25 protein-coding genes are annotated in these 23,741 nt (G+C 66.8%); 14 read left to right on the top strand and 11 right to left on the bottom strand.

Annotation, left to right across the window (positions count from 1 at the left end):
* Window positions 1–6 precede the first annotated feature (6 nt).
* Window positions 7–1,275: a M16 family metallopeptidase gene (locus tag KBY70_RS02875; RefSeq protein ID WP_254987307.1), complete on the top strand. Its 1,269-nt coding sequence runs from the start codon at window positions 7–9 to the stop codon at window positions 1,273–1,275.
* Window positions 1,272–2,570 carry a M16 family metallopeptidase gene (locus KBY70_RS02870; protein ID WP_254987306.1) on the top strand — a complete coding sequence of 433 codons (1,299 nt, stop codon included), beginning with the start codon at window positions 1,272–1,274 and terminating at the stop codon, window positions 2,568–2,570. Before KBY70_RS02875 ends, KBY70_RS02870 begins: the two co-directional genes overlap by 4 nt.
* An 11-nt stretch (window positions 2,571–2,581) precedes the next feature.
* Here KBY70_RS02870 and KBY70_RS02865 read toward each other — a convergent pair whose 3' ends face one another.
* Complete coding sequence (locus KBY70_RS02865; protein WP_094559582.1) at window positions 2,582–2,845, bottom strand: NAD(P)H dehydrogenase assembly family protein; 264 nt, start codon at window positions 2,843–2,845, stop codon at window positions 2,582–2,584.
* Window positions 2,846–2,923: 78 nt separating this feature from the next.
* Between KBY70_RS02865 and KBY70_RS02860 the strand changes: the two genes are divergently transcribed.
* The 4 genes from KBY70_RS02860 to KBY70_RS02845 are packed head-to-tail and all read left to right on the top strand — an operon-like array spanning window position 2,924 to window position 7,700.
* Entirely contained in the window at window positions 2,924–3,499 is a 576-nt protein-coding gene (locus KBY70_RS02860; RefSeq protein ID WP_254987305.1) for a biotin transporter BioY, read from the top strand.
* Window positions 3,496–3,963 carry a signal peptidase II gene (gene lspA, locus KBY70_RS02855; RefSeq protein ID WP_254987304.1) on the top strand — a complete coding sequence of 156 codons (468 nt, stop codon included), beginning with the start codon at window positions 3,496–3,498 and terminating at the stop codon, window positions 3,961–3,963. The genes KBY70_RS02860 and lspA overlap by 4 nt, the downstream gene beginning before the upstream one ends.
* The gene (locus KBY70_RS02850; protein WP_254987303.1) at window positions 3,944–6,133 is read left to right on the top strand and encodes a transglycosylase domain-containing protein; all 2,190 of its coding nucleotides are present in this window, start codon (window positions 3,944–3,946) and stop codon (window positions 6,131–6,133) included. Before lspA ends, KBY70_RS02850 begins: the two co-directional genes overlap by 20 nt.
* A 16-nt stretch (window positions 6,134–6,149) precedes the next feature.
* Window positions 6,150–7,700, top strand: a complete 1,551-nt coding sequence (locus tag KBY70_RS02845; RefSeq protein ID WP_094559578.1) for a YcjF family protein — start codon at window positions 6,150–6,152, stop codon at window positions 7,698–7,700.
* 165 nt (window positions 7,701–7,865) lie between these two features.
* Here the strand turns inward: KBY70_RS02845 and KBY70_RS02840 are convergent, their stop codons facing one another.
* Complete coding sequence (locus tag KBY70_RS02840; RefSeq protein WP_369802010.1) at window positions 7,866–9,281, bottom strand: pyridoxal phosphate-dependent decarboxylase family protein; 1,416 nt, start codon at window positions 9,279–9,281, stop codon at window positions 7,866–7,868.
* 149 nt (window positions 9,282–9,430) lie between these two features.
* On the opposite strand from KBY70_RS02840, the gene KBY70_RS02835 reads away from it, so the two are divergent.
* Entirely contained in the window at window positions 9,431–9,913 is a 483-nt protein-coding gene (locus KBY70_RS02835) for a nucleoside deaminase (protein WP_094559575.1), read from the top strand.
* Here KBY70_RS02835 and KBY70_RS02830 read toward each other — a convergent pair.
* Together KBY70_RS02830 and KBY70_RS02825 are read right to left on the bottom strand one after the other, a co-directional pair.
* A complete protein-coding gene (locus tag KBY70_RS02830) occupies window positions 9,846–11,039 on the bottom strand; it encodes a pyridoxal-phosphate-dependent aminotransferase family protein (RefSeq protein ID WP_254987302.1) in 1,194 nt (397 codons plus the stop codon). The two genes, KBY70_RS02835 and KBY70_RS02830, sit on opposite strands and share 68 nt — an antisense overlap.
* A 44-nt stretch (window positions 11,040–11,083) precedes the next feature.
* Window positions 11,084–11,602, bottom strand: coding sequence for an allophycocyanin subunit beta (locus KBY70_RS02825; protein ID WP_094559574.1), 519 nt, complete (start codon window positions 11,600–11,602; stop codon window positions 11,084–11,086).
* 208 nt (window positions 11,603–11,810) lie between these two features.
* On the opposite strand from KBY70_RS02825, the gene glnA reads away from it, so the two are divergent.
* Both glnA and KBY70_RS02815 read left to right on the top strand, forming a co-directional pair.
* Window positions 11,811–13,229, top strand: coding sequence for a type I glutamate--ammonia ligase (gene glnA / locus KBY70_RS02820; RefSeq protein ID WP_254987301.1), 1,419 nt, complete (start codon window positions 11,811–11,813; stop codon window positions 13,227–13,229).
* Between the two features lie 285 nt (window positions 13,230–13,514).
* Window positions 13,515–14,573, top strand: a complete 1,059-nt coding sequence (locus tag KBY70_RS02815; RefSeq protein WP_254987300.1) for a class I SAM-dependent methyltransferase — start codon at window positions 13,515–13,517, stop codon at window positions 14,571–14,573.
* On the opposite strand, the gene KBY70_RS02810 is transcribed toward KBY70_RS02815, so the two are convergent.
* The gene (locus tag KBY70_RS02810) at window positions 14,570–14,839 is read right to left on the bottom strand and encodes a hypothetical protein (RefSeq protein ID WP_158217025.1); all 270 of its coding nucleotides are present in this window, start codon (window positions 14,837–14,839) and stop codon (window positions 14,570–14,572) included. The genes KBY70_RS02815 and KBY70_RS02810 overlap by 4 nt on opposite strands.
* Window positions 14,840–14,873: 34 nt before the next feature.
* Between KBY70_RS02810 and KBY70_RS02805 the strand changes: the two genes are divergently transcribed.
* Window positions 14,874–15,227: a DUF6439 family protein gene (locus KBY70_RS02805; protein ID WP_254987299.1), complete on the top strand. Its 354-nt coding sequence runs from the start codon at window positions 14,874–14,876 to the stop codon at window positions 15,225–15,227.
* On the opposite strand, the gene KBY70_RS02800 is transcribed toward KBY70_RS02805, so the two are convergent.
* Window positions 15,166–15,603, bottom strand: a complete 438-nt coding sequence (locus KBY70_RS02800; RefSeq protein WP_094559570.1) for an ATP-binding protein — start codon at window positions 15,601–15,603, stop codon at window positions 15,166–15,168. The two genes, KBY70_RS02805 and KBY70_RS02800, sit on opposite strands and share 62 nt — an antisense overlap.
* 55 nt (window positions 15,604–15,658) lie before the next feature.
* Window positions 15,659–16,387, bottom strand: coding sequence for a GUN4 domain-containing protein (locus tag KBY70_RS02795; protein WP_254987298.1), 729 nt, complete (start codon window positions 16,385–16,387; stop codon window positions 15,659–15,661).
* A gap of 67 nt (window positions 16,388–16,454) precedes the next feature.
* On the opposite strand from KBY70_RS02795, the gene mnmH reads away from it, so the two are divergent.
* The 4 genes from mnmH to KBY70_RS02775 are packed head-to-tail and all read left to right on the top strand — an operon-like array spanning window position 16,455 to window position 20,014.
* Window positions 16,455–17,522 (top strand): tRNA 2-selenouridine(34) synthase MnmH, encoded by a 1,068-nt coding sequence (gene mnmH / locus KBY70_RS02790; RefSeq protein ID WP_094559568.1) that lies wholly within the window; start codon window positions 16,455–16,457, stop codon window positions 17,520–17,522.
* A gap of 24 nt (window positions 17,523–17,546) precedes the next feature.
* Window positions 17,547–17,918 carry a photosystem II reaction center protein Psb28 gene (psb28, locus tag KBY70_RS02785; protein WP_094559567.1) on the top strand — a complete coding sequence of 124 codons (372 nt, stop codon included), beginning with the start codon at window positions 17,547–17,549 and terminating at the stop codon, window positions 17,916–17,918.
* Window positions 17,919–17,922: 4 nt separating this feature from the next.
* Window positions 17,923–19,008: an AI-2E family transporter gene (locus KBY70_RS02780; protein ID WP_254987297.1), complete on the top strand. Its 1,086-nt coding sequence runs from the start codon at window positions 17,923–17,925 to the stop codon at window positions 19,006–19,008.
* Window positions 19,009–19,012: 4 nt separating this feature from the next.
* The gene (locus KBY70_RS02775) at window positions 19,013–20,014 is read left to right on the top strand and encodes an AI-2E family transporter (protein WP_094559565.1); all 1,002 of its coding nucleotides are present in this window, start codon (window positions 19,013–19,015) and stop codon (window positions 20,012–20,014) included.
* A 4-nt stretch (window positions 20,015–20,018) separates the two neighbouring features.
* Here the strand turns inward: KBY70_RS02775 and KBY70_RS02770 are convergent, their stop codons facing one another.
* The 4 genes from KBY70_RS02770 to KBY70_RS02755 are packed head-to-tail and all read right to left on the bottom strand — an operon-like array spanning window position 20,019 to window position 23,681.
* Window positions 20,019–20,198, bottom strand: coding sequence for a hypothetical protein (locus tag KBY70_RS02770; protein WP_254987296.1), 180 nt, complete (start codon window positions 20,196–20,198; stop codon window positions 20,019–20,021).
* A 28-nt stretch (window positions 20,199–20,226) separates the two neighbouring features.
* Window positions 20,227–21,207 carry a protein translocase subunit SecF gene (secF, locus tag KBY70_RS02765; protein WP_233128463.1) on the bottom strand — a complete coding sequence of 327 codons (981 nt, stop codon included), beginning with the start codon at window positions 21,205–21,207 and terminating at the stop codon, window positions 20,227–20,229.
* A gap of 7 nt (window positions 21,208–21,214) precedes the next feature.
* Window positions 21,215–22,696, bottom strand: a complete 1,482-nt coding sequence (secD, locus tag KBY70_RS02760; protein ID WP_254987295.1) for a protein translocase subunit SecD — start codon at window positions 22,694–22,696, stop codon at window positions 21,215–21,217.
* 1 nt (window position 22,697) lies between these two features.
* Entirely contained in the window at window positions 22,698–23,681 is a 984-nt protein-coding gene (locus tag KBY70_RS02755; protein WP_094559561.1) for a pyruvate dehydrogenase complex E1 component subunit beta, read from the bottom strand.
* Window positions 23,682–23,741 lie beyond the last annotated feature (60 nt).

The following is a 23,741-nucleotide window of genomic DNA, read 5'->3' as shown; positions in this document are numbered from 1 at the left end:
TGAGCCTTGACCCTGGCCCCGTCCGAGACCCTGTTGCCAGGGCTGGCGTCACCCAGCGATCACCCGCTAGCCAACGGTGCCAGCGTGGTCTATCTGCCCCTGGCCGACTCCCCCCTGGTCTGCCTCGACTTCTGGTGCCGGGCCGGCAGTGTGTTTGAGGGTCCCGGGGAGAGCGGCATGGCCCACTTCCTCGAGCACATGGTGTTCAAGGGAAGCGAGCGGCTGGGGCCGGGGGAATTCGACCTGCGCATCGAAGCGATGGGCGGCAACAGCAATGCCGCCACCGGCTTCGACGACGTTCACTACCACGTGTTGATTCCGCCTGAGGCCGCTGCCGACGCCCTGGATCTGCTGCTGGATCTGGTGCTGCACCCGCGGCTGGACCGCGACGCCTTTGTGATGGAGCGCCAGGTGGTGCTCGAAGAGCTGGCCCAAAGCGAAGACCAGCCCGATGAAATCGCCCTGCAGCAGTTGCTGCGGTTGGGCTGCCCTGGCCATGCCTACGGCGAACCGATCCTGGGTCAGCGGGAGCTGCTGCTGGCCCAAACGCCCGAGGCCATGGCCGGCTTCCATCAGCGTCTGTATGGCGCCAACCGCTGCGTGCTCGCCCTCAGCGGTGCCGTAGAACCCGCCGCCCTCGGCGATCGCCTGGAGTGCAGCGCCCTGGCCGACCTGCCGGCGGTGCTTGAACCCCCGAGCCGCCCTCCCCTGGCTGTACAACCCGGTGAGCACCGACTGGCTGTGCCCCGGCTTGAATCAGCCCGGTTGCTGATGCTCTGGGGGCTCCCACCCGCCGCCGATCTCCACGGAGTGATGGGTGCCGACCTGCTCACCACCGTGTTGGCCGAAGGTCGCCGCAGCCGCCTGGTGGAGCGACTGCGCGAGCAGCTCCGCATTGTGGAGAGTATCGATCTCGATCTGCATGTGATGGAGAGCGGCAGCTTTGCCCTGCTGGAGGCGATCTGCGAACCCGACGAGCTGCCGGCGGTGCGCCAGGCCATCGCTGAGGTGTGGTCGCAACTGCAGCAGGACGGGCTGCCGGATGTGGAGTGGCAGCGGGCCCAGCGGCTGGTGGCGAACGGCTATCGCTTCGGTTTGGAGGCCGCCGGTGGCGTGGCGGGGCTGATCGGCAACAACAGGCTCTGGGGGCGGCGGCACGGTCTGGCCCAGCCGCTGGAGGATATCGAGCGCTGGGATCGGCAGGAGCTGGTGCGGCGGACGCTGCCCCTGCTGGATCCAGCGGCGGCCTGCGTCCTTGAAGCGGTGCCGGCATGAGCCATTCCCCATGGCCAACAGGCACTTGGCAGAACACAACCCTGGAGGGGGGCCTGCCCCTGGTGTGGCAACGGCGGCCAGGGCCTGCGATCGTGGCCTGCCGCCTCTGGATCCGCGGCGGTAGCAGTGGGGATCGTCCAGGCGAGCGGGGAGCTGCCCAGCTGCTGGCCGGGCTTCTGACGCGAGGCTGCGGCGACTACAACGCCGAAGCCCTGGCCGATCTGGTGGAAGGTCGGGGTGCCGCCCTGCGCTGTGAGGCCACGGAGGACAGCCTGGTGCTGAGCCTCAAGTGCGCCAGCAGCGATGCCCCCGAGCTGCTGCCCCTGCTGTTGTCCATGGCGAGGCAGCCCTGGCTCAGCAGCGACCAACTCGAGCTCGAGCGCGGCCTCAACCTGCAGAGCCTGCAGCGCCAGCGGGAGGATCCCTTCCAATTGGCCCACGACCAGCTGCGGCACCAGCTCTACGGCCTGGGGCCCTATGGGCACGACCCCCTGGGGGTGGAAGAGGAGCTGGCCGCAATCGGCGGCGAGCAGATCAGTGCTCTGGTGCCGGTGCTTGGCCAGGACGGTGCCCTGCTGGTGGCCTGTGGCGATCTGGGGGCCGAGCTGCCGGACCTGCTCAATGCCTGGCTGGCGCGCAGCCCATGGTCCACCACCACGCCCCTAGCGGGCCCAGGCCCGCAGGCGCCCGGTTGCAGCCAGCGCTTCAACAGCCTGGAGCAGGAGACCGAGCAGTTGGTGCTGATGCTGGGGGTGGCCACCGTGCCCCTGGGGGATCCCGACGGGCTGGCCCTGCGGCTGCTGCAGGCCCACCTCGGCATGGGCATGTCCAGCCGGCTGTTTGTGACGATGCGGGAGGAGCGCGGCCTGGCCTACGACGTGGGAGTGCACATGCCGGCGCGGCGCGGGGCGAGCCCCTTCATCTGGCACCTGTCCAGTTCGGCGGAACGGGCCGCCGAAGCCACCACCTCCCTGCTCGATGAATGGGCTCGCATGCTGGAGCAGCCACTCAGCGACGGCGAACTCGCCCTAGCCAAAGCCAAATACCGCGGCCAGGACGCCATGGGACGGCAGACCTGCGGCCAGATCGCTGATCGACAGGCCCTGGTGCTCGGCCATGGTCTGGGCTGGACCTATGTGCAGGACACCCTGGACCGGGCCCAGCAGCTCGATGCCCCAGCCCTGTTGGCCGCGGCCCAACGGCGACTAACCGAGCCGGCCTTGAGCCTCTGTGGACCACCGCAGGCTCTGGCTGCCGCCGAACAGGCCTGGCAGCGCCATGCCCTCAGCCGCTGAGGACTCGCCGATCAGTCGGCGTTCTGGGGCTCCGGAGGCTGGAGCTGATCGGCCTCGATCAAAAAAGTGCCCCGCCGAAAGCGGACTGCCAGAAGGTTGCGCGCTTTCAGCGCCAGCACCTCACCCAGCTCCTCCGGATCCACGAGATCGGGGGGGCGGAGCATCGGCATGGGATCGGCCGTTTTCAGGTACTGCTGCCGTCCCTTGAGCTGCACGGCGTCGCCCACCGTAAAGAGCTGGGACTCGCGGGGCTCCGGGCTTGTGGGTTGGTCCATACCGGCAGGTGGGAGGGCAGATGGGACCGGCCCTGGTGGCACGACCCCCCAAAATGGTCGCAGACACGATGGGATCAGTTGCGGGCCCTAGCCACCTGGAGCGGCGCCATTGCCGGCCTGTTGCTGATCCTGGTGGGGGGACTGATCCAGGCCGCAGCTCCCCTGCCGGCGGCCGATGGGGGCTGGAGCCTGGCCACCCTGCCGATCACCCTGCAGGTGCCGGCGCTGCTGCTCACCGCCCTGGTTTGTGGGCCCCGCAGCGCCATGTTGGCGGCGGTGGCTTACCTCAGCCTGGGGCTGTTCCAGCTGCCGGTGTTCCACGGCGGTGGTGGCGCCGCCTATCTGCTCGATCCCGGCTTCGGCTACCTGGCCGGCTTCCTTCCCGCCGCCTGGCTCACCGGCAAGCTGGCGCGCCAACCGGGCATGAACGATCTGCTCAGCCTGCTTGGCGCAGCAGTGGTGGGCCTGGCGGTGCTGCAACTCTGCGGGATCGCCAACTTGCTGCTCGGCGCCCTGCCGGGCCGCTGGGGGCCCAATCTCGGCATGCTGCTGATCAGCTACAGCGTCGCGCCCCTGCTGCCCCAGCTGTTGCTGTGCTGCGGCGTCGCCGTGGCGGCCCTGCTGTTGCGTCGGCTGCTGCTGGTGGAGCCATGAGACGGGCCCGCACCCTGGCCTATGCCACAGCCGGTGTGGTGGTGCTCTTGGACCAACTCAGCAAGGCCTGGGCCGTAGCCCAGCTGGCCCTATTTGGCACAACACCACTCTGGCCGGGTCTGCTGGATCTGCACCTCACCCGCAACACCGGCGCCGCCTTCAGCCTGTTCACGGGCCACCCTGAACTGCTCGGCCTGGTGAGTCTGCTAGTGGCCCTGGGGGTGATCGTTTGGATTCAGCGGCAGGGCGCCCTGGCTCCGGCCCGCTGGTTGGGGGTGGGGCTCGTGCTGGGCGGCGCCATCGGCAACGGGTTGGATCGCTGGCGGCTGGGCTACGTCGTCGATTTCCTGGCCCTGGTGCCGATCTCCTTCCCGGTGTTCAATTTCGCCGATGTGGCGATCAACCTGGCGGTGCTCTGCTTCGCCATCGATCTACTGGGGAGCCATGGCCAACCCCGCCCTTGAGGCCCTGCGCCGCCGCTGGCAGCGGTTTAGCCAGCCTGGCCAGGCCCAGCTGCGCATTCACCAGCCGGGCCAGGCCTCGCGCTTGCTGCCCCTGCATCCGGGCGCATACGGCATCGGCCGCGACAGCGACTGCCAGATCAGCATCGACCACCAGGCGGTCAGTCGGCGCCATGCCCTGCTCGAACGGTGCGGCCCCCACTGGCTGCTGAGTGACCAGAACTCCACCAATGGCCTGTGGTGGCAAGGCCGCCGCGTGCGGCAGCTGTTGCTGCGCGACGGCGACAGCCTCCGCTTTGGCCCCAGTCAGGAAGCGGGCCTGCCCGAACTGGACTTTCAGATCCGACCACTACCTCAGCTTCAGCGGTTGCTGCGAGGCGTCAGCTGGGCGCTGGCGGGCATGGCTATTGGAGGGCTTGGTCTTCTGGCCCTCTCCGTCGTGCAAGCCCCGATCCGCGGCAGCCTGGCCACGGTGCGCGGTCCGCTGGTGCTCTACGACCGCCAGGGCAAGCCCATCACCACGGCCGATGCTCTCGAGCACCGGGAGCGCCAGGCCCTGCGCGACTATCCGGCGGTGCTCATCGATGCGCTGCTGGCGAGTGAGGACAGCCGCTTCTGGTGGCATCCGGGCGTCGACCCGGTGGGCACGGCGAGGGCCCTGGTGACCAACGTGCTCGGAGGCCGGGTGCTCGAGGGCGGAAGCACCCTCACCCAGCAACTGGCCCGCAGCCTGTATCCCGATCAGGTGGGCCAGGGGGAAACCCTGGGCCGCAAGTGGCGGGAGCTGCTCGTAGCCCTGCAGCTGGAAGCCCGCTTCAGCAAGCGCGACCTGCTGCTGAGCTATCTCAACCGGGTGTATCTCGGCGTGGGCTGGGGCTTCGAAGATGCCTCTCGCCACTACTTCGGCAAGCCCGCCAGCCAACTGCAACGCGAGGAAGCGGCCCTGCTGGTGGGGCTGTTGCCCTCCCCCAACGGCTACGACCCCTGTTTTGATCCCCAGGCAGCCCTGGAGGCCCGCAACGCCGTGCTCAGCAAGATGGGGGAAACCGGGCGCCTCACCGCCGACCAGGCCCGCAGTGGGCGCCGCAGCCCCATCCGTTTGTCACCCCAGGCCTGCCGCAGCAGCCCAGCCCAGCGCGGCGTGCCCTTCTACTCCGACCAGGTGCGCCGCGACCTCGATCAGCTGGTAGGCCGAGATGTGGCCGCCGAAGGCAACTTTCTGATTGACACCCACCTGGATCGTTCCCTGCAGGAGCAGGTGGAGCGGCTGTTGCGCCAGAGGCTGCAGAGCAGTGCTGGCCTGAGGGTGAGCGAGGGCGCTGTGGTGGTGCTCGATGCCCGCAGCGGCGGCATCCTGGCCATTGCCGGGGGCCGGGATTACCGCCAGAGCCAGTTCAACCGGGCCTCCATGGCCCTGCGCCAGCCGGGGAGCACCTTCAAGTTGATCCCCTATCTGGTGGCCCTGGAACGGGGTCTGCGCCCCGGGGATGGGATCAGCTGCGCTCCCTTCCGCTGGCGCGGTCAGAGCTTCGCCAGCGGTTGCAGCGGCTCCCTGAGTTTGGTCTCAGCCTTCGCGATCAGCAGCAACACCGCAGCCCTGCGGTTAGCCCAGCAGGTGGGCCTCGACGCGCTGGTGCAGAAGGCCCGCGATCTAGGCATCACCAGCCCGCTGGCCGCCGTGCCGGGTCTCGCCCTCGGCCAGAGCGAGGTGACCCTGCTGGAGCTCACCGCCGCCTACGCCGCCATCGCCAACGACGGCATCTGGCATGCCCCCACCACCATCTTGCGCCTCACCGATGCAGAGGCCTGCAGCGGCCAAACGTCCAGTCAATGCCGTCAGACCACAACTGCCGGTGGGGGTTCGGGGACTGGCCAGGCCCCTGCTCAGCCGGGCCGCCAGGTCATCACGCTGGCCACGGCCCAGGCGATGCAGCAGATGTTGCGGGCTGTGGTGCAGCGGGGAACCGGTCAGATGGCGAGTCTGGGGGGCCAGGAGGGCGGCAAGACCGGCACCACCAACGAGAGCCGCGATCTGCTGTTTGTGGGCTATGAGCCCCAGCGCAACTGGGTGGTGGGCATCTGGCTGGGCAACGACGACAACAGCCCCACCCGCGCCAGCAGCGCCCTCGCCGCCAGTCTGTGGGGTGAGATTCTGCGCGCCTCCCGAACCTGATGCCTGGGTTTGATCGATGAAAACCCGCACCCGCCTGTGGTTGATCGCTGGTCTGGCCCTGCTGGCCCTGATCGCGGTGGGTGTGGTGCTGCAGGCGATCAACACCCTTTACCTGCAACTGAGTTGGTATCTGCCGTACTGGATCGTCCAGCCGGTGTTTTTTGTGGTCTTCGCTGGCCTGGTGCTGCTGCTGGTGCAGCTGGCCTGGCCTTGGCTGCGGGCCGCCCTGGGGGGCAAGGCAGGCCCTGGCACGGCGTCGCAGCTGCCGCCTCCCGGCAACCGCCGCGAGGCCGCCGCCCAGAACCTGGCCGCCATTGATCAAACCCTCGACCGGGTGCGGGATGCAGTCGAGCGGGAAGCCCTGCGCCAGGAGCGCCAGCGCATGGCCGCCGAACTGGAGCGGGGCGACCTGGTGATCGTGCTGTTCGGCATCGGCTCCTCTGGCAAAACCTCGCTGATCCGCGCCCTGCTGCAGGAGCTGGTGGGCGAGGTGGGCGCCGCCATGGGCTCCACCACCGGCAGCCAGCGCTACCGCCTGCGCCTGCGTGGGCTGCAACGGGCCGTGTGGCTGGTGGACACACCAGGCATTCTCGAAGCCGGCGCGGCGGGGCTGGAGCGTGAACGGCTGGCCCGGGAGCAGGCCGGCAAGGCCGACCTGCTGCTGTTGGTGGTGGATGGCGATCTGCGTGCTGCCGAACTGGAGGTGTTTGAAGCCCTGGCCAGCCTCGGCAAACGCTTGATGTTGGTGCTGAACAAGTGCGACTTGCGTGGCGAACAGGAGGAAGCACGGCTGCTGCAGCTGCTGCGCCAACGCACCCGCGGCCGCATCGCCACCGAGGATGTGTTGCCGTCCAGCGCGGCTCCCCAGAGCGTGCCGATGCCGGGCGGCAGACCGCTCCAACCGCCCGCTGAAGTGGACGCGCTACTGCGCCGCATCGCGGCGGTGCTCCATGCCGATGGCGAAGAGCTGATCGCCGACAACTTGCTGCTGCAGTGCCGCCAGCTGAGCGAAGCCAGCCGCTCCCTGCTGGCCCGGCAGCGGCGCAGTGATAGCGAAGCCATCGTGGATCGCTACATGTGGATCGGCGCCGGGGTGCTGGCCGTCACGCCCCTGCCCGGGCTCGACCTGCTGGGCGCGGCGGCCGTCAATGCCCAGATGGTGGTGGAGATCGGCCGGATCTACGGCATCAGCCTCAGCCGCCAAAACGCCCAGGACCTAGCCCTGTCGGTGGGGCGCACCATGGCCGGCCTGGGCCTGGTGAAAGGTGGGGTCAGCCTGCTGAGTGCGGCCCTGAGCCTGAATCTGCCCGCCCTGGTGGTGAGCCGGGCCATTCAGGCGGTCAGTGCGGCCTGGCTGACCCGGGTGGCGGGCCTCAGTTTTGTCACCTACTTCGAGCGCGACCAGGACTGGGGCGATGGCGGTGTGCAGGAGGTGGTGCAGCAGCAGTACGACCTGAGCCGCCGCGATGGGGCGCTGAGCCGCTTTCTCGAGGCGGCGTTCAGGCGGGTGGTGGAACCGCTGCAGGCGAAGCAGCCGCGCTTGCCGCCCCGGCCTCCGGCCGAATGACGGCGCTGTCGACAAGGGCTTCCGGCGGAGGCGGCTGCAGCGGTCCCCGGCTGTCAAGCACCACGATCAGGGCCAGATACAGCACGCCGATCAGAATCGAGATCGCCCCGGTGAGGATCGCGACCCAACGTCCCCGACCAGCCTGGGATTCAGCAGAAGGGTCGGTCATGGCAGCTCGTCCAAGCTGAGCTGCACCAGCCTGGCCAGGCTGTCCAGGTGGCTGCTGCGGGTGTGGGGATTGCCGAGCACGGCCTTGAGGTGGTGGCGACCGGCGTACAAGGGTCGCGAGAGCATCAGATGCTCTTGCAGCAGCCGTTGGCGGGTGTGTTGGCTCCAGCACTCGGCAGCAGCGGCGTCCAAGCCCCGGGGTGTGAAGGCCAGCAGGTGGAAGGATCCCCCACGCAGCTGCAGGCGGCCACTGGCCTCCAGCAGGGCCGCGAGCTGGCGGCGCCGCTGAATGGCCCCATCGAGCACCGCCTCAATTCCCTCTAAACCCAACTGGCGCAGACCAAGCCAGAGCTTGAGAATCTCAGCGGGCCGAGTGCCCTGCAACCCCGTCTCCCCACCGTGGCCGTTGCCCCAACTCGGCTCCATGTAGGGCAGACCGGTGTGAAAAGCCTCAGCTAGACACTGGGGCCTGGCCAACAGCAACAGCGACGAGGTCTTGGTGATGCCCAGAAGTTTCTGGGGATTGATCGTGATGGAGTCGGCCCGCTCCAGGCCCGCCACCCGGAAGCGATGACCGGCCACCAGACCGAAGACGGCGCCAATCGCTCCATCGACGTGAAGCCACAGCTCGCGTTTCCGGCAGATCGATGCCAGGGGCAGGAGCGGATCGACGGCGCCCCGCACGGTGGTGCCCGCGGTGGCGACCACGGCGATCACCGGCGTTCCGGTTTGCGCCAGCTGATCGAGCTCCAGCTCGAGGGCCGCAGGATCCAGGCGCCCCTCATGGTCCACCGGGATCGCGTGCAAGGCAGCAGCCGGCAGGCCCATCACTGCCAACGCCTTGGCCAGGGAGACGTGGGCATCGGCACTGGCCAGCACCACCGCATCGGCCCGTGTTGCCAGACCACGGCAGCGCCGGGCCGTGACCAGAGCCATCAAGTTGGAGAGGGTGCCACCGCTCGCCGCCACGCCACCGCTGCCAGCCGGCAGGCCCAGCTGCTCCGCCAGCCAGGCCGTGAGACTGCGCTCCAGGCGCGTCAGGCTGGGGGAGAGCTCTTCAGCCAACAGGTTGTTGTTGAGCCCGGCGCAGATCAGGTCGGCTGCCACCGATGCCGCCAGCGGCGGCGGGTCGAGGTGGGCGAGGGCTCCGGGGTGGTTGGGGTTGTAGGCGCCGTCCATCACCAGCTGCAGGTCGGCCAGCAACGCAGCAGGCTCCAATCCCTCCAGGGCGGGTTCCACCCCCGGCAACACGCTCAGACCCGGCAGCGGCGAGCGCTGGGAGGCCGACCCCAGCCAGCTGCAGAGCTGGCGGGATGCCTGCTCCAGAAAGTCCTGCAGTTGCGGGTCGAGCTGCTCAGGACTGGCAAACGGCAGGGGCTGGCTCGCCCGCGGGGCAGGTGGCGCGCTTGCCAACGGGGAACGCTCGAATGACTCCATTCTCACCTGCGGAGGTGAGCTACAAGGGTGTGGTTGCTGCTGCGGCTCAGGCGTTGGAGTCCACCCAATCCCCAGACCCCCAGCCCCTGGCGCAGCACGCGCCGTTGTGGACCCATGAGCAATGGATGCAGCGCCTGCTGCGCCACAGCCAGCGGGTGGGAGCCAGCGGCGAGATTCCGGTGGCGGCGGTGGTGCTGGATGAGGCGGGGCGCTGCATTGGCTGGGGCAGCAACCGACGCGAGGCCCACGCCGATCCACTCGGCCATGCTGAGCTGGTGGCCCTGGGGCAGGCGGCACGCCTGCGGGGCGACTGGCGCTTCAACGGCTGCACCCTCCTGGTAAGCCTGGAGCCCTGCCCGATGTGCGCCGGTGCCCTGGTGCAGGCCCGCATGGGCACCGTGGTGTTTGGCGCACTGGATCCCAAGCGTGGCGCCCTGGGCAGTTGCCACAACCTTGCCACCGCAGCCAGCGCCCATCACTACATGCGGGTGATCGGCGGAGTGTTGGGGGAACCAGCTGGAGATCAGCTGGCCGCGTGGTTCAGACAGCGACGGCAGCAGGGGTTCCAGCGGGACGGAAGGCCGGCAGCTCGGTTTCGAACAGATTGAGCAGCCGATCGACGTTTTCAGGCTGGCTGTTGTAGCCCATCAGACCAATGCGCCACACCTTGCCCGCCAGAGCGCCGAGACCGCCGCCCACTTCGATGCCGTGCTGGTTGAGCAGGTGGAGGGTGAAGGCCTTGCCGTCCACACCCTCCGGAATGCGCACGGTGGTGAGGGTGGGCAAGCGCAGGTGCTCGGGGGCATGGAGCTCAAGGCCGAGACGCTCCAGGCCAGCCCAGAGACGTTCGGCATTGCTGCGGTGGCGGGCCCAGGCCGAGTCCAGCCCCTCCTCGGCCAGCAGGCGCAGGGCCTCGCGCATGCCGAAGTTCATGTTCACCGGAGCAGTGTGGTGATACACCCGGTCGCTGCCCCAATACTGGTTGAGCAGGGTGACATCGAGGTACCAGTTGGGCACCTTGCCCTGGCGCGCCATCATCTTGGCTTCGGCCCGGGGCCCCATGGTGAAGGGACCGAGACCGGGAGGGCAGCTCAAGCCCTTCTGGCTGCAGCTGTAGGCCAGATCCACCTTCCAGGCATCGAGGTAGAGGGGAACGGCCCCAAGCGAGGTGACCGTGTCGAGCAAGAGCAGGCAGTCGTGCTGACGGCAGAGATCGCCGATGCCCTCCATGGGCTGGCAGATGCCGGTGGAGGTTTCGGCATGGACGATCGCCAGGATCTTGGGCCGGTGAGTGGCCACAGCCTCCTCCAGCTCGGCCAGGCTGAAGGCTTCGCCCCAGGGCTTCTCCAGCGTTACGACATTGGCCCGGTAGCGGCCGGCCATGTCGGCGAGGCGCAGACCGAAATACCCCTTGACCGCCACCAGCACGGTGTCGCCGGGCTCAATCGTGTTGGCCAGGGTGGCTTCCATCGCGGCACTGCCAGTGCCGCTCATGGGAATGGTGAGGCGGTTGTCGGTTTGCCAGGCGTAACGCAGCAGCTCCTGCACCTCACCCATCAGCTCGACGTAGAGCGGATCGAGGTGGCCGATCGGGGTGCGGGCTAGGGCCTGGAGCACCGTGGGGTGGGCATTGGACGGCCCAGGACCGAGCAGCAGGCGGTTTGGGGTGGCGATGGGACCCAGCGTGCGGCGGTGGGCGGAATTAACGGGGGGCAGCACGGGGAGGGAAACCAAAACCGGATGAACAAATCGATCGAGCCTAAGCAGCGACGAACGGCCTAGCGAGCACGCACGTTGGTGGCGCCGAGCCCACGACAGAGATGCTCGAAGGGAACCCGCACCACGTTGGTGGCGGTTACGCCGACATCGAGCAACATCTCGCACACCACATCCGCCATCAGGGCGATGCTGCGCACGGTGGGGCCGGTGGGGACGCCCAGGCTCTTGTAAGTGTCGTCCAGGCCGTTGAGCACCCGCTCGTTGAGAATCGAAGCGTCGTCGGCGATCAGGGCGTAGCTGGCGTAACGCAGGAAGTAGTCCATGTCGCGCAGGCAGGCCGAGAGCCGCCGCGTGGTGTAGGCATTGCCGCCGGGGAGGATCAACTCGGGATCCGCCAGCCAGAGGCGCTGGGCCGCTTCCCGCACGATCGCCGCCGCTTCCCGGTTGATCAGCTCCACGGCCGCCAGACGCACCTCCGACTCGGAGTAGTAGGCCGAGATCCGGTCAATCGCGTCCCGGTCCAGATAGCGGCCGAGCTGGTCGTAACGGCCAATCAGACCAGTGATGGCATCGCGCATGGCGGGATCGAATCGACGCACCTACAGCGGAACGTAGCACTCACATTTGGCCAAATCCCAGGCCAGGGGCGCGTTCTGGGGAAGTTGACAGAAACGGTTACGCAAGCGCTGCCCACCATTTGGTTACAAGCGATACACAGCGGCGCCGGGGCGATCCGTACGGTCCCGCCACGCCGCGACCAGGGCGGCACCCACTCTTTTGTTCGTCATGGCCAAAACAGCCCAAGAGGTCCTGCGTCAGATCAAAGACGAGGGCATCGAGCTGATCGACCTCAAATTTGTCGACCTGCACGGCAAATGGCAGCACCTGACGGTCTGCAACGACCTGATCGATGAAGCCGCCTTCAGCGAAGGTGTGGCCTTCGACGGCTCCTCGATCCGCGGTTGGAAAGCGATCAACGAATCGGACATGGCGATGGTGCCGGATCCGAACACCGCCTGGATCGACCCCTTCTACAGCCACAAAACCCTCAGCCTGATCTGCTCGATCCAGGAGCCCCGCAGCGGCCAGCCCTATGCCCGCTGCCCCCGCGCCCTGGCCCAGAAGGCGCTGAATTACCTCGGCTCCACCGGCATCGCCGACACGGCCTACTTCGGTCCGGAGCCTGAGTTCTTCGTCTTCGACGATGTGCGCTACACCTCCGGTAGTGGCAGCAGCTTCTACAGCGTCGATTCGATCGAAGCCCCCTGGAACACCGCCCGGCTTGAGGAAGGCGGCAACCTGGCCTACAAGATCCAGCTGAAGGAGGGCTACTTCCCGGTTTCGCCCAACGACACCCTTCAGGACATGCGCTCCGAGATGTTGCTCACCATGGGCAGCCTGGGTGTGCCGATCGAGAAGCAGCACCACGAGGTGGCCACGGCTCAGCACGAACTGGGCATCAAGTTTGCCGAGCTGATCAGCGCGGCCGACAACGTGATGATCTACAAGTACGTGGTGCGCAACATTGCCAAGAAGTACGGCAAGACGGCCACGTTCATGCCCAAGCCGGTGTTTGCCGACAACGGCAGCGGCATGCACGTGCACCAGAGCCTCTGGAAGGGTGGCAACCCGCTGTTCTTCGGCGAAGGCACCTACGCCAACCTCTCGCAAACCGCCCGCTGGTACATCGGCGGCCTGCTCAGGCACGCCCCCAGCTTCCTGGCCTTCACCAACCCCACCACCAACAGCTACAAGCGTCTGGTGCCGGGCTTCGAGGCTCCGGTCAACCTGGTGTATTCCCAGGGCAACCGCTCCGCAGCTGTGCGGATCCCGCTCACCGGACCCAGCCCCAAGGCCAAGCGCCTGGAGTTCCGCTCTGGCGATGCCCTCTCCAACCCCTACCTGGGCTTTGCCGCCATGCTGATGGCCGGCATCGACGGCATCAAAAACCAGATCGATCCGGGCGATGGCACCGACGTCGATCTGTTTGAGCTCTCGGCGGAGGAGTTGTCCAAGATCTCCACGGTGCCCGCCTCCCTCAACGGCGCCCTCGAGGCCCTCGACGCCGACAAGGACTACCTGCTGGCCGGCGGGGTCTTCACCGAAGACTTCATCAACAACTGGATCGCTCTCAAATACGAGGAGGTCCAGCAGCTGCGCCAGCGGCCCCACCCCCACGAATTCGTGATGTATTACGACGCCTGATCAAGGAGCTGTCGCATTGCGCTCAATCCCTGAGCCCTGGCCAAAGGCCGGGGCTTTTTGATGGTCGAAGCGGACCTGCCGAATCCGAACACTGATCAGCTCAGATCGAGCACAGCTCAGCTGAGTCTCCAGGCCTGGAATTCGAGCACTTCCTGGATCGCTGCATGCCATGGGGGCTGTGTCTCAAGCCGTTGCTTGGAAACACAAGGGGGGGGGGGCACAGGTCTTCGCTGCTCGCGCTCGCCGGGCCAATCGGCTGGAATGGCAGCACGCGATTGCCCAGCCATGCCCGATCAGCTCACCAAGCTGGCCTACCAAACCATGCAGCAGGGCAAGGCTTTGCTGGGCTTGACCCATAAGGAAGTGAGCACCCGGCTGATGGGGTTGCTGGCTCCGGATGGCACCCCGAAAACCGTGCCGGTGCCGCCGGAATTGATGGGCCGGCTCAAGCAGTCGATGGACTGCCTGCACGAGCGTGATTGGCAGGAGGCGGAGCAGGGTCTGTATCCAGCGTCGTTGCTATTCGATGCCCCTTGGCTCGACTGGGCCAGCCGTTACCCACTGGTATGGCTGGACATGCCCAGCACCTGGACCCGCCGCAGCGAGCGCAACGTGCGTGACCTACCCCAGGATGTGGATCCGGCCGCCTACCCCGACTACTACCTCCAGAACTTTCACCACCAGACTGACGGCTACCTGAGCGACCACTCCGCAGCCCTCTACGACCTGCAGGTGGAGATTCTGTTCAACGGCACCGCCGATCCGATGAGGCGGCGGGTGTTGGCGCCGCTGCTGCGAGGCATCAAAGCCTTTACCGATCGGCCAGCGGGCCAGTTGCGGGTGCTCGACGTGGCCACCGGCACCGGCCGCACGCTGCGCCAGATCCGGGCCGCCCTGCCCCAGGCCCAGCTGGTGGGCCTGGATCTCTCCACGGCCTACCTTCGCCAGGCGAACAAATGGCTGAGCCAGTTGCCCGGCGAGCTGCCCCAGCTGGTGCAGGGCAATGGCGAAAGCATGCCCTTTGCGGAGGCCACGTTCCAAGGCCTCACCTGCGTCTTCCTGTTTCACGAACTGCCTGGAGACGCCCGTCAGGCGGTGATTGATGAGGCCTATCGCGTGCTCGAGCCCGGCGGGGTGGTGGTGCTGGCCGACTCGGTGCAGCTGGCCGATTCCCCCCAATTCAGCGCCGCGATGGAAAACTTCCGGCGCGTGTTCCACGAGCCCTACTACCGCGATTACATCAGCGACGACATCGACGGCCGCATGCGGCAGGCTGGATTTGAAGCCGTCGCCGCCGAATCCCACTTCATGACGCGGATCTGGACAGCGCGTAAACCGCGTTAACGCTTCAGCAACCAGGCCAGCAGCAATCCGGCGGTCGACCAGCGCAGCCCACGCCAGAACAACACCTCCACCCGGTGCGGGGGTGCCAAAGACTCCGGCAGCGGATCCAGCAGGCGCTGGGTCAGGGCCAGGCGCTGGCGTTGGCGCCGCTGGGTCACCCCGGAGCTGTGGCGCGTCAGCGAGGCCTGGGTGAACAAGCCGTCCAAGAGGTGCAGCAGACGGATCGGCTGGTGTACCAGATGGTGGCCCAGGGGTCGGCTCGGCATAGCCAGCTCACAGCAACGCAGCAGTGGCATCAGGATGGGGCCTGCCATCAACAAACGTCCAGTGCCCACCTCGCCGCCCAAGCCATCCCGGTGCTGGCCTGAGGGAGCTCTGGATCAGGCCCTGGCCCTGCAGCGCCAACTGGCCATCGGCGATCGCGATTGGCACGCCCTCAAGGCCCAGCGGTCCCGACGGGGAGCGGAGCAGCTGGCCGCTGCCCTGGTGCTCCTGCTGGGCGGCGATGACCCCAGCGCCCCCCAGGCCAGCGCCGCCCGCCAGCAGGCCATCGAACTGGTGGAACACGGCCTGGGCTGGTTGCGGGGGGAGCTCAGCGACCCCGGTTGCCCCAGCCACCGACCGGCGACAGAACCGCAGCCCGCTGGCGACTGACGGCCAGTTGCAGCCGGTTACCGCGGCTGCTCCAGCGCACGTCGTCAAAGCAGTTGTGGATCAAGAACAGGCCTCGTCCGCCGGTGGCATCAAGCTGCTCCGGCAGGGACGTGGTGCGGGCATCCGGCGGCAGCCCCGGGCCTTCATCCTGCACTTGCCACACCAGCCAGCGCGGGGTTTCAATCCGCCGCACCCGCAGGCACTTGGCCGGATCGCAACCATTGCCGTGGCGCACCGCGTTGACCAGCGCCTCCTGGAGACCCAGCTGCACCTGGCTCTGAAGCTGCAGGCAGCGGATCGGCTCAATCAGCAACTCCAGCAGCGGAGCGAGCTGCAGGGTCGAAGGCGTGATGAAATCTGACCAGCGCAGCGCCATCCGGCTGGGATCCGCAGGGGCCAATTCGACCCTACGCCGCTGCCGGCACCCTGGCTCAGGCGTTGATGCGCTGTTGCAGAGCGGGATGGCTGAGCAGGGCATCCATCAACCGCACCCCCCGCAGCTGGTTCACCAGGGGCATGTGCCCCTCGGGCGCATCGATGGACCACTGGAAGGAGCCCGGGTAGCGGGTCCACCGGCCCCCGTCCTTCCAGGCCAACTTGGGCCAGAGCAGCTCCCAGCGGTCGTTGCAACTGCGCAGCAGTCGCCCTTGCACGGAAAACCCGAAACGCCCGCGCGAAAAGCACACCCAGAGGCGATCCAGGCTGTCGAGATCGGCCGACGGCATCGGCGGCACCTCGCTGTAATACACATAGCCACGGCGCACCGCGGTCGGCCCGGCCAGCTCCCGCAGCAGGGCGCTGGTGATCCGATCGGCCTCCTCAAACTGTTGGGCCATCAGGGCCTGTTGCAGCGGCGCGTAGTCGAGTCCTCGCGCCGACACCGTGGCCAGCCACCCCAGGGGATACCGGGCCAGGAAGGCGTCGCGCAGGCCGTCACTCTCGTCGAGCAACAACTGGATCAGGAAACCGGCGGCCCAGTCGTCGCCAGTGGCATCGAGGGCCGACAGGTGGTCGGCGATCAGCGGCCGCAGGAGCTGCCGCTGCTCCTGCAGGGCGGCCAGCAGGGCACGACGCTGTCGGGGATTGCCGCTCTGAAAGCGCTCAAGCAGAGACTCGGGGCTGGCGCTAGTGGTGGCGGTGACCGGAGGACCGGAAAGCATGGAAGGGGTCGAAGCCTGAAGCGAAGCCAGCGTGGGACCACTATGTCAGCAGAGATCCACAACAGCGATGCCGGGCGCCAGCCCCCCCCTCACCGTGGCAGCTTTCCTGGCGGCAGGCGGGCCCATCGTCGATGTACGTAGTCCCCAGGAATTTGCCCAGGGCCACATCCCTGGCGCCCTCAACCTGCCCCTGTTCAGCGATGACGAAAGGGCTCAGGTGGGCACCTGCTACAAGCACAAGGGTCGCCCTGCGGCGATCCAGCTTGGGCTGGAGCTGGTGGGTCCCAAGTTGGCAGCGCTGGGCCAGGAGCTGCGCCGGCTGGGTCAGCACAACACACCCCTGCGGCTGCACTGCTGGCGGGGCGGCATGCGCTCAGGCAGCGTCGCCTGGCTGGCCAGCACCCTGGAGCTACCGGTGCTGCTGCTTGAGGGTGGCTACAAGGCCTACCGCCGCTGGGTGCTGGACACCTTCGAGCGGCCCTGGCCGCTGCTGGTGCTGGGCGGACGCACCGGCACCGGCAAGACCGATCTGCTGCTGGCCCTGCGGCGTCAGGGAGCAGCCGTGGTTGATCTGGAGGGGCTTGCCCACCACCGAGGAAGCAGTTTTGGCGGCTTGGGGCTGCCGACCCAACCCAGCAGCGAGCACTACGAAAATCGTCTTGCGTCCAACCTGCAGGCTCTCGAGGGCCAGGCGCCGATCTGGGTCGAGGCGGAAAGCGCCCAGGTGGGCCGCTGCCGGATCCCCGCCGGTCTGTGGCGGCAGATGGGGGAGGCGCCCGCGATCGAGATCCAGCGCCCACTGGCAGAGCGTGTCGAGCAGCTCGTGGCGGTGTATGGAAACCAGGGGCAGGAGGCCCTGCGCCAGGCCACCGAACGGATCGCCCGTCGGCTGGGGCCTCAGCGCACCGCCACGGCCCTGGAAGCAATCGACCGTTGCGACTGGGCCAGCGCCTGCGTCCAGATGCTGGATTACTACGACCGCTGCTACGACCACGAGCTGAGCCGCCGGAACAGCCCAGTGCTGACCAGCGTCGACCTGGCGGGAATCGCTGCCGATGCCGCCGCCAGCCGGCTGCTGCAGGAGGCAGAGGAGCGCAGTGTTGCAACTGCGGTCCACTCTGAGGCTGGCTCCTAGGATTGATTTTTGTCCCCGCTTGCCATGGGCGCCGCCATTCAGTTCTTCCGCGGGGTGGATGAGCCGGTCGTGCCCGATATCCGCTTAACCCGCTCCCGCGATGGCCGCACCGGTCAGGCCCTGTTCGTGTTCGAAGAACCCGACGCCCTCGCCCCTGAGAGCATGGGAGACATCACCGGCATGTTCCTGGTGGATGAGGAGGGCGAGCTGGTGACCCGTGAGGTCAAGGCCCGCTTTGTCAATGGCAAGGCCAGCGCCCTCGAGTGCACCTACACCTGGAAGAGCACCGAAGACTTCGACCGCTTCATGCGCTTTGCCCAGCGTTACGCCGACAGTCACGATCTCGGCTTCTCGAACAACAAGGGCGAAGATCAGGCGGAGCAGGACGAGGCCTGATCCCTTGAAATTCGGCCAATGGCTGGGGCTATTGGCGCTGGTGGCAGCCCTGGTGCTGCTCTGGAACCTGCGCCAGAGCCTGATGCATCTGTTTGCTGCCGTGGTCCTGGCGATGGCGCTCTGCACCCTCGTGGGTGCCATCCAGACCCGCCTGCGCTGCTCCCGTCCAGTTGCCCTGTTGCTCAGCCTGGGCACGGCAACCCTGCTGCTGGCGGTGGTGGCCACGGCGGTGATTCCCCCGTTCGTCGACCAGTTCAGCCAGCTGCTGAGCAAATTGCCGGCGGCCGCCGAAACCCTCCTGGAGCTGCTGCGTGATGGCCTGGCTCGGGTGAGCCAGATGCTTTACGGCACCCGAGAAGGCGGATTGTCCTGGCTGCGCAATGGCCTGATCGGCGGAGCCGACGCATCCAGCGGCTTGTCGTCTGGTCTGGGCGGCAGCCTGGGGTCCGGCGCCCTGCGACTGGTGGGGCTGGCTGGTGGTCTCGGCACCGGCTTGCTGCAAACCCTGTTTGTATTTGCAGTGGCCCTGATGGTGGCGGTGCAACCCGTCGCCTATCGCGAGGTGGCCGTGTTGCTGGTGCCTTCGTTTTACCGGCGCCGTTTCCGCCAGGTGCTGGTGCAATGCGGCGAGGCCCTGAGTGCCTGGATGGTGGGAGTGCTGATCAGCTCCCTGTGTGTGGGCACCCTGGCGGCCATCGGCCTGAGCCTGCTGGGTGTGAAGTTGGTGGCCGCCAATGCGCTACTGGCGGGGCTGCTCAACATCATTCCCAACGTGGGACCAACCCTCAGCACCCTCTTTCCGATGTCGGTGGCCCTGCTGGATGCCCCGTGGAAAGCTGCAGCGGTGCTGGTGCTTTATGTCGCCGTGCAAAATCTCGAGAGTTACCTCATCACCCCGTCGGTGATGCACCACCAATTACGGCTGCTGCCCGGTCTCACCCTCACGGCCCAGCTGCTGTTCACGGTGGTGTTCGGCCCCCTCGGCCTGCTGCTCGCCCTGCCCCTGGCGGTGTGCTTGCAGGTGATCGTGCGCGCCCTGCTGATCCACGACATCCTGGATCCATGGAAACGCCACCGGCTGGCCCCTTGACCCCATGAACGGCCGCACGGTGCTGGGGGCTTTGGCCCTGATCGTGTTGGGGTTGCTCAGCTGGGAATTGCGCTGGGTGCTGCTGGTGCTGTTTGGCGCGGTGGTGCTGGCCGTGGCCCTCGATGTGCCCATCACACTTCTGCGGCGCCTGCTGCCGCTGAACCGGCCCGCCGCCCTGGTGTTGGTGCTGGTGGCCCTGGTGCTGGTGGGTGGGCTGCTGGCCCAACTGCTGTTGCCGGAACTGCTTCAGCAGATCAGCCAACTCTCGGAGCTGCTGCCGGCCCTCGCCCAAAGGTTGGCCGACCTCGCCGGTCAGGTGCGTTGGCTGCCCGGCCTGGAGCGCCAGCTGATGGAGCTGGGCACCTGGGACAACCTGCAACCCCTCGGCAGCCAGCTGCTGGGGTTTGCCGGCGGGGCCGCCAACACGTCGATCCAACTGGTGTTAATGGCCTTGCTGGCCATCCTGCTGGCGCTGGATCCGCGCAGTCACCAGAAGGTTGTAGTTGCGCTGACGCCGAGCTTCTTGCGGCTCCAGATGGGCCACCTGCTGAGCGAATCCCGCCAGGCCCTTGGAGGCTGGCTGGCCGGCATGACCCTCTCCGCCGTGAGCGTGTTTCTGCTCACCTGGGCGGGGCTGGCGCTGCTGGGGGTGCCCCTGGCGCTACTGAGCGCCCTGATCTGCGGCCTGCTCACCTTCGTTCCCACCATCGGCCCCACCGCTGCCACCCTGCTGCCCCTGGCCCTGGCCCTGCTGGTTTCGCCGGCCAAGATGATTCAGGTGCTGGTGTTGCGGGTGGTGCTCCAAAACGCCGAGGCCTTTCTGCTGACACCGGTGCTGCTGCGTCGCACGGTGAATCTGCTGCCCACCGTGGCCCTCACCGCCCAGCTGTGCCTAGGGGCCCTGCTCGGATTGCCCGGGGTGTTGCTGGCCCTGCCCCTGGTGGTGGTGCTGCAGGTGCTTTGCGAGGAAGTGGTGGTGAAGGAGGTGATGGATCGCTGGACCTAGTTCTTTATCTGGGCCGACCGCGGTAGCGCTGCAGGAGCGAGGGCAGGAGCAGCAACACCGCCACCGCCAGCGGATGGCTGCGGATCGCCGCCCCCAACCCTGCCAAGGTGAAGTGTTCCAGGAGCAACTGCAACTCAACCCGCAGATCCAACAGGGCCAGCAGGCCCAGCGATACGGGGACCATCGCCCAGCCAAGCCTCCGCAGTGAACGGTCAGCGACGGGACAGTACCGGCAGCAGGGTGGGTGCCACCCCGATGCTGGACCAGGCGCCTACGAGGATGCCGAAACTGAGGGCAATCGCGAACCAGTACAGGGTGCTGCCGCCAAAGAAGATCAAGGCGATCAGGGGTAGCAGGGTGGTGAGGGAGGTGTAGACGGAGCGGGTGAGTGTGCTGATCACGGCTTCATCGGCCTGATCCGCCAAGGGGAGGTCCTTGAGCTGGTTCCGCTTCTCACGGATCCGATCAAAGATCACCACCGTGTCATTCACGGAATAGCCGGCAATGGTCAGCAGGGCCACGGCGAACAGACTGTTCACCTCCACCCCGGCCAGCAGACCGAGCCAGGCAAACAGACCGCAGGTGATCAGCACGTCGTGGGCCAGGCACAACAACGCCAGGGCCGCATAGATGCGGTCGTAACGAAAACTGATGTAGAGGGAAATGCCCACAAAACTCACCAGCAGCGATACCAAACTGGCCTGGAGCAACTGGGAGCCCAGCGTGGGGCCGATCGTGTCGATGGACAAACCACCGGGCACCGTGTCTCCCACCTGATCCTGGAGCGCCTGCAGCACCACCTGGGCCTGATCCGGACTGAGGCTGGGGGTGCGCGCCACCAGGGAGCGGCCGCCATCCAGCAGCTGAACCGAAGCCCCAGCCAATGCAGGGGCTGGATTGGCGCCATCGGCGGGCAGCTTCAGGGCAGCGAGCGACCGCTGCAGGGTGGAAACCGTCAGAGGGGTGCAAGCGGACTCGCACCGCCGCTCGAGTTGGATCTGGGTGCCTCCGGTGAAGTCCAGACCCGGCCGCAGTGGGGCTCGGATCGACGGAGAAGTCCAGCTGAGGGCCATCCCAAGGATGCTCAACACCAAAGCCACCAGCGACAGCAGCCAAAGACGGCGGCGATGACGGTTGACGCGGAAGGCGAACATCGGCCGGCTGGTGGAGGAAGGGGCAGGGATGGGGGGCATGGTCAACTCAAGCCACTCGCTCAGAGCGCTGGGCCAGCGGAATGAAGTAATCGATCCGGCGCAGGGCTGGATAACTCATCAGCACCCTTAACAACGTGCGGGTGCAGGTGAGAGCACTGAACAGGCTCAGCAGCACACCGATGCCAAGGGTGACCGCAAAGCCTTTGACAAAACCGGTGCCCAGAGCGAAGAGGGCGATACAGCTGATCAGGGTGGTGACCTGTCCATCGAGGATGGAAGACAAGGCGAGGGAAAAGCCCGTGTCGATCGAGCGAATGAGGGTGTTGCCAGTGCGCAACTCCTCCTTGAGCCGCTCGAAAATCAGCACATTGGCGTCTACCGCCATGCCCAGCGACAGGATAAATCCGGCAATGCCTGGCAGGGTCAGGGTGACGGGAATCAGGGCATAGGCGGCCAGATTGAACAGGCCATACAGAGAGAGGGAGATCACTGCCACGATGCCGGCGAGGCGGTACACCACCACCATGAACATCGCTACCAGCAACAGGCCGGTGAGGGCAGCCAGCAGGCTGGTGCGGATGTTTTCGGCGCCGAGCGAGGGGCCGATCGTGCGCACCTCCAGAATTTTCACCGGCAGGGGCAAAGAGCCTCCGCGCAGCTGCACCTCCAGATCACGGGCTTCTTCAGCGCTGAAATTGCCGGTGATGCTGGCGGAGCCACCGGTGATGCCGGCCGCCTTGAACTCAGGGCCCACGCTGGCTTCGCTGATCGAGCGCCCGTCGAGCACGATCCCCAGCAGGCGCCCTGTACCGGCAATCGACTGGGTGAGCTGGGCAAACTTGTCGCCCCCATCCTTGTTGAAACTGAGGGTCACATCCCAGCCAGGTCCGCTCTGCTGCTGCTGCCGCCCAGCAGTCACGAGATCCTTGCCACTGAGGCTGGCCGGCTCAAAGAGCGCCACGATGTCAACGTTGATCCGCTGAAGATCGGCCTGCACCTGCTCGCGGTCGATTTGCTTGGGGTCTGCCTGGCTGGGGTCTGCCTGCTGGGAATCGCTGGTTGACGGTGCACTGTCCTGGCTGGGCTGGCCCAGGCGCGCCAGCAGGGCCGTGGCCTGACGCTTCAGGGTGAGCAGCTCCTGCATGCGCTGCTCCGTTCCCGGTTTCTGGGCCCGAAACTCCAGCAGGGCCGTGGTGCCGAGCACGGTGGCCGCCCGGGTGGGGTCCTGTTCGCCGGGCAGCTGCAACACCAACTGGTCGTCGCCGACGGTTTGCAGAGTCGACTCAGCCACGCCCAACCCATTGATGCGGCGATCGAGCACGTCCTTAACGGCGTCGAGCTGCTCTTTGCGGACGGTGGTGATGGCTCCGGCAGGCTGGACCTGCAGGGTCAACTGGCTGCCACCGCGGAGATCCAGGCCGAGCCTCTGCCCCAGCGGGGTGGAGGGGCTGTTCCAGCTGAACAGCAGGGCTCCGGCCGCGATGGCCAGGGCAAGGATCAGGGCAAACCACCCCTGTTGGCGGGCCATCTCAGATCTGGCCCGCGAGCAGTTGCTGGGCCGCGGCGACGATTTGGTGGGGCTGGATGATCGTCAGGTTTTCCAGGGCGCCGTTGTAGGGCGTGGGGATGTCCTGGGAAGAGAGACGAATCGGCCGGGCATCGAGCTCGTCAAAGCAATGCTCGGTGATCAGAGCAATGAGCTCAGCGCCGATGCCGCCGGTCTTCATGCACTCCTCCACCACGATCACGTTGTGGGTTTTGCGGATCGAGCGGGCGATGGTGTCCATGTCGAAGGGTTTGAGGCTGATCAGATCAATCAGCTCCACGCTCACACCATCCTTCTCCAGCTGCTCCACCGCCTTGAGGCAGTGGTGACGCATGCGGGAATAGGTGAGGATCGTGATATCACTGCCTTCGCGCACAACTTCCGCTTGATCCAGGGCGCAGATGTAGTCGCCCTCGGGAATGTCTTCCGAAAGGTTGTACAGCAGCACATGCTCAAAAAAGAGCACAGGGTTGTTGTCGCGGATCGCCGCCTTCATCAACCCCTTGGCATTGGTGGGGGTGCTCACCGCCACGATCTTGATGCCGGGCACCGCGTGGAAATAGGCCTCAAGGCGCTGACTATGCTCCGCCCCCAGCTGCCGACCGACACCACCGGGGCCACGCACCACGGTGGGAATCGTGTAGTTGCCGCCGCTGGTGTAACGCAGCATCCCCATGTTGTTGGAGATCTGGTTGAAGGCCAACAGCAGGAAGCCCATATTCATGCCCTCCACGATCGGGCGCAGACCCGTCATGGCAGCCCCCACGGCCATGCCGGTGAAGGCGTTCTCGGCGATCGGGGTGTCCAGAACCCGCAGTTCGCCGTACTTCTCGTAGAGGTCCTTGGTCACCTTGTAAGAACCGCCGTATTGGCCGACGTCCTCGCCCATCACGCAGACGTGCGGATCGCGGGCCATCTCTTCATCGATGGCCTCGCGGAGGGCGTTGAAGAGAAGCGTCTCTGCCACGGCGGGAAGGCGATTCCGGCACAGGACCGGTGGTGCCGCCAACTTATCTCAGCCGCTAGC

Source organism: Cyanobium sp. ATX 6E8, from assembly GCF_024346335.1.
Lineage (GTDB): Bacteria > Cyanobacteriota > Cyanobacteriia > PCC-6307 > Cyanobiaceae > Cyanobium_A.
Note: the sequence above shows the minus strand (reverse complement) of the source record. Positions and strands in the feature narration are given on the sequence as shown.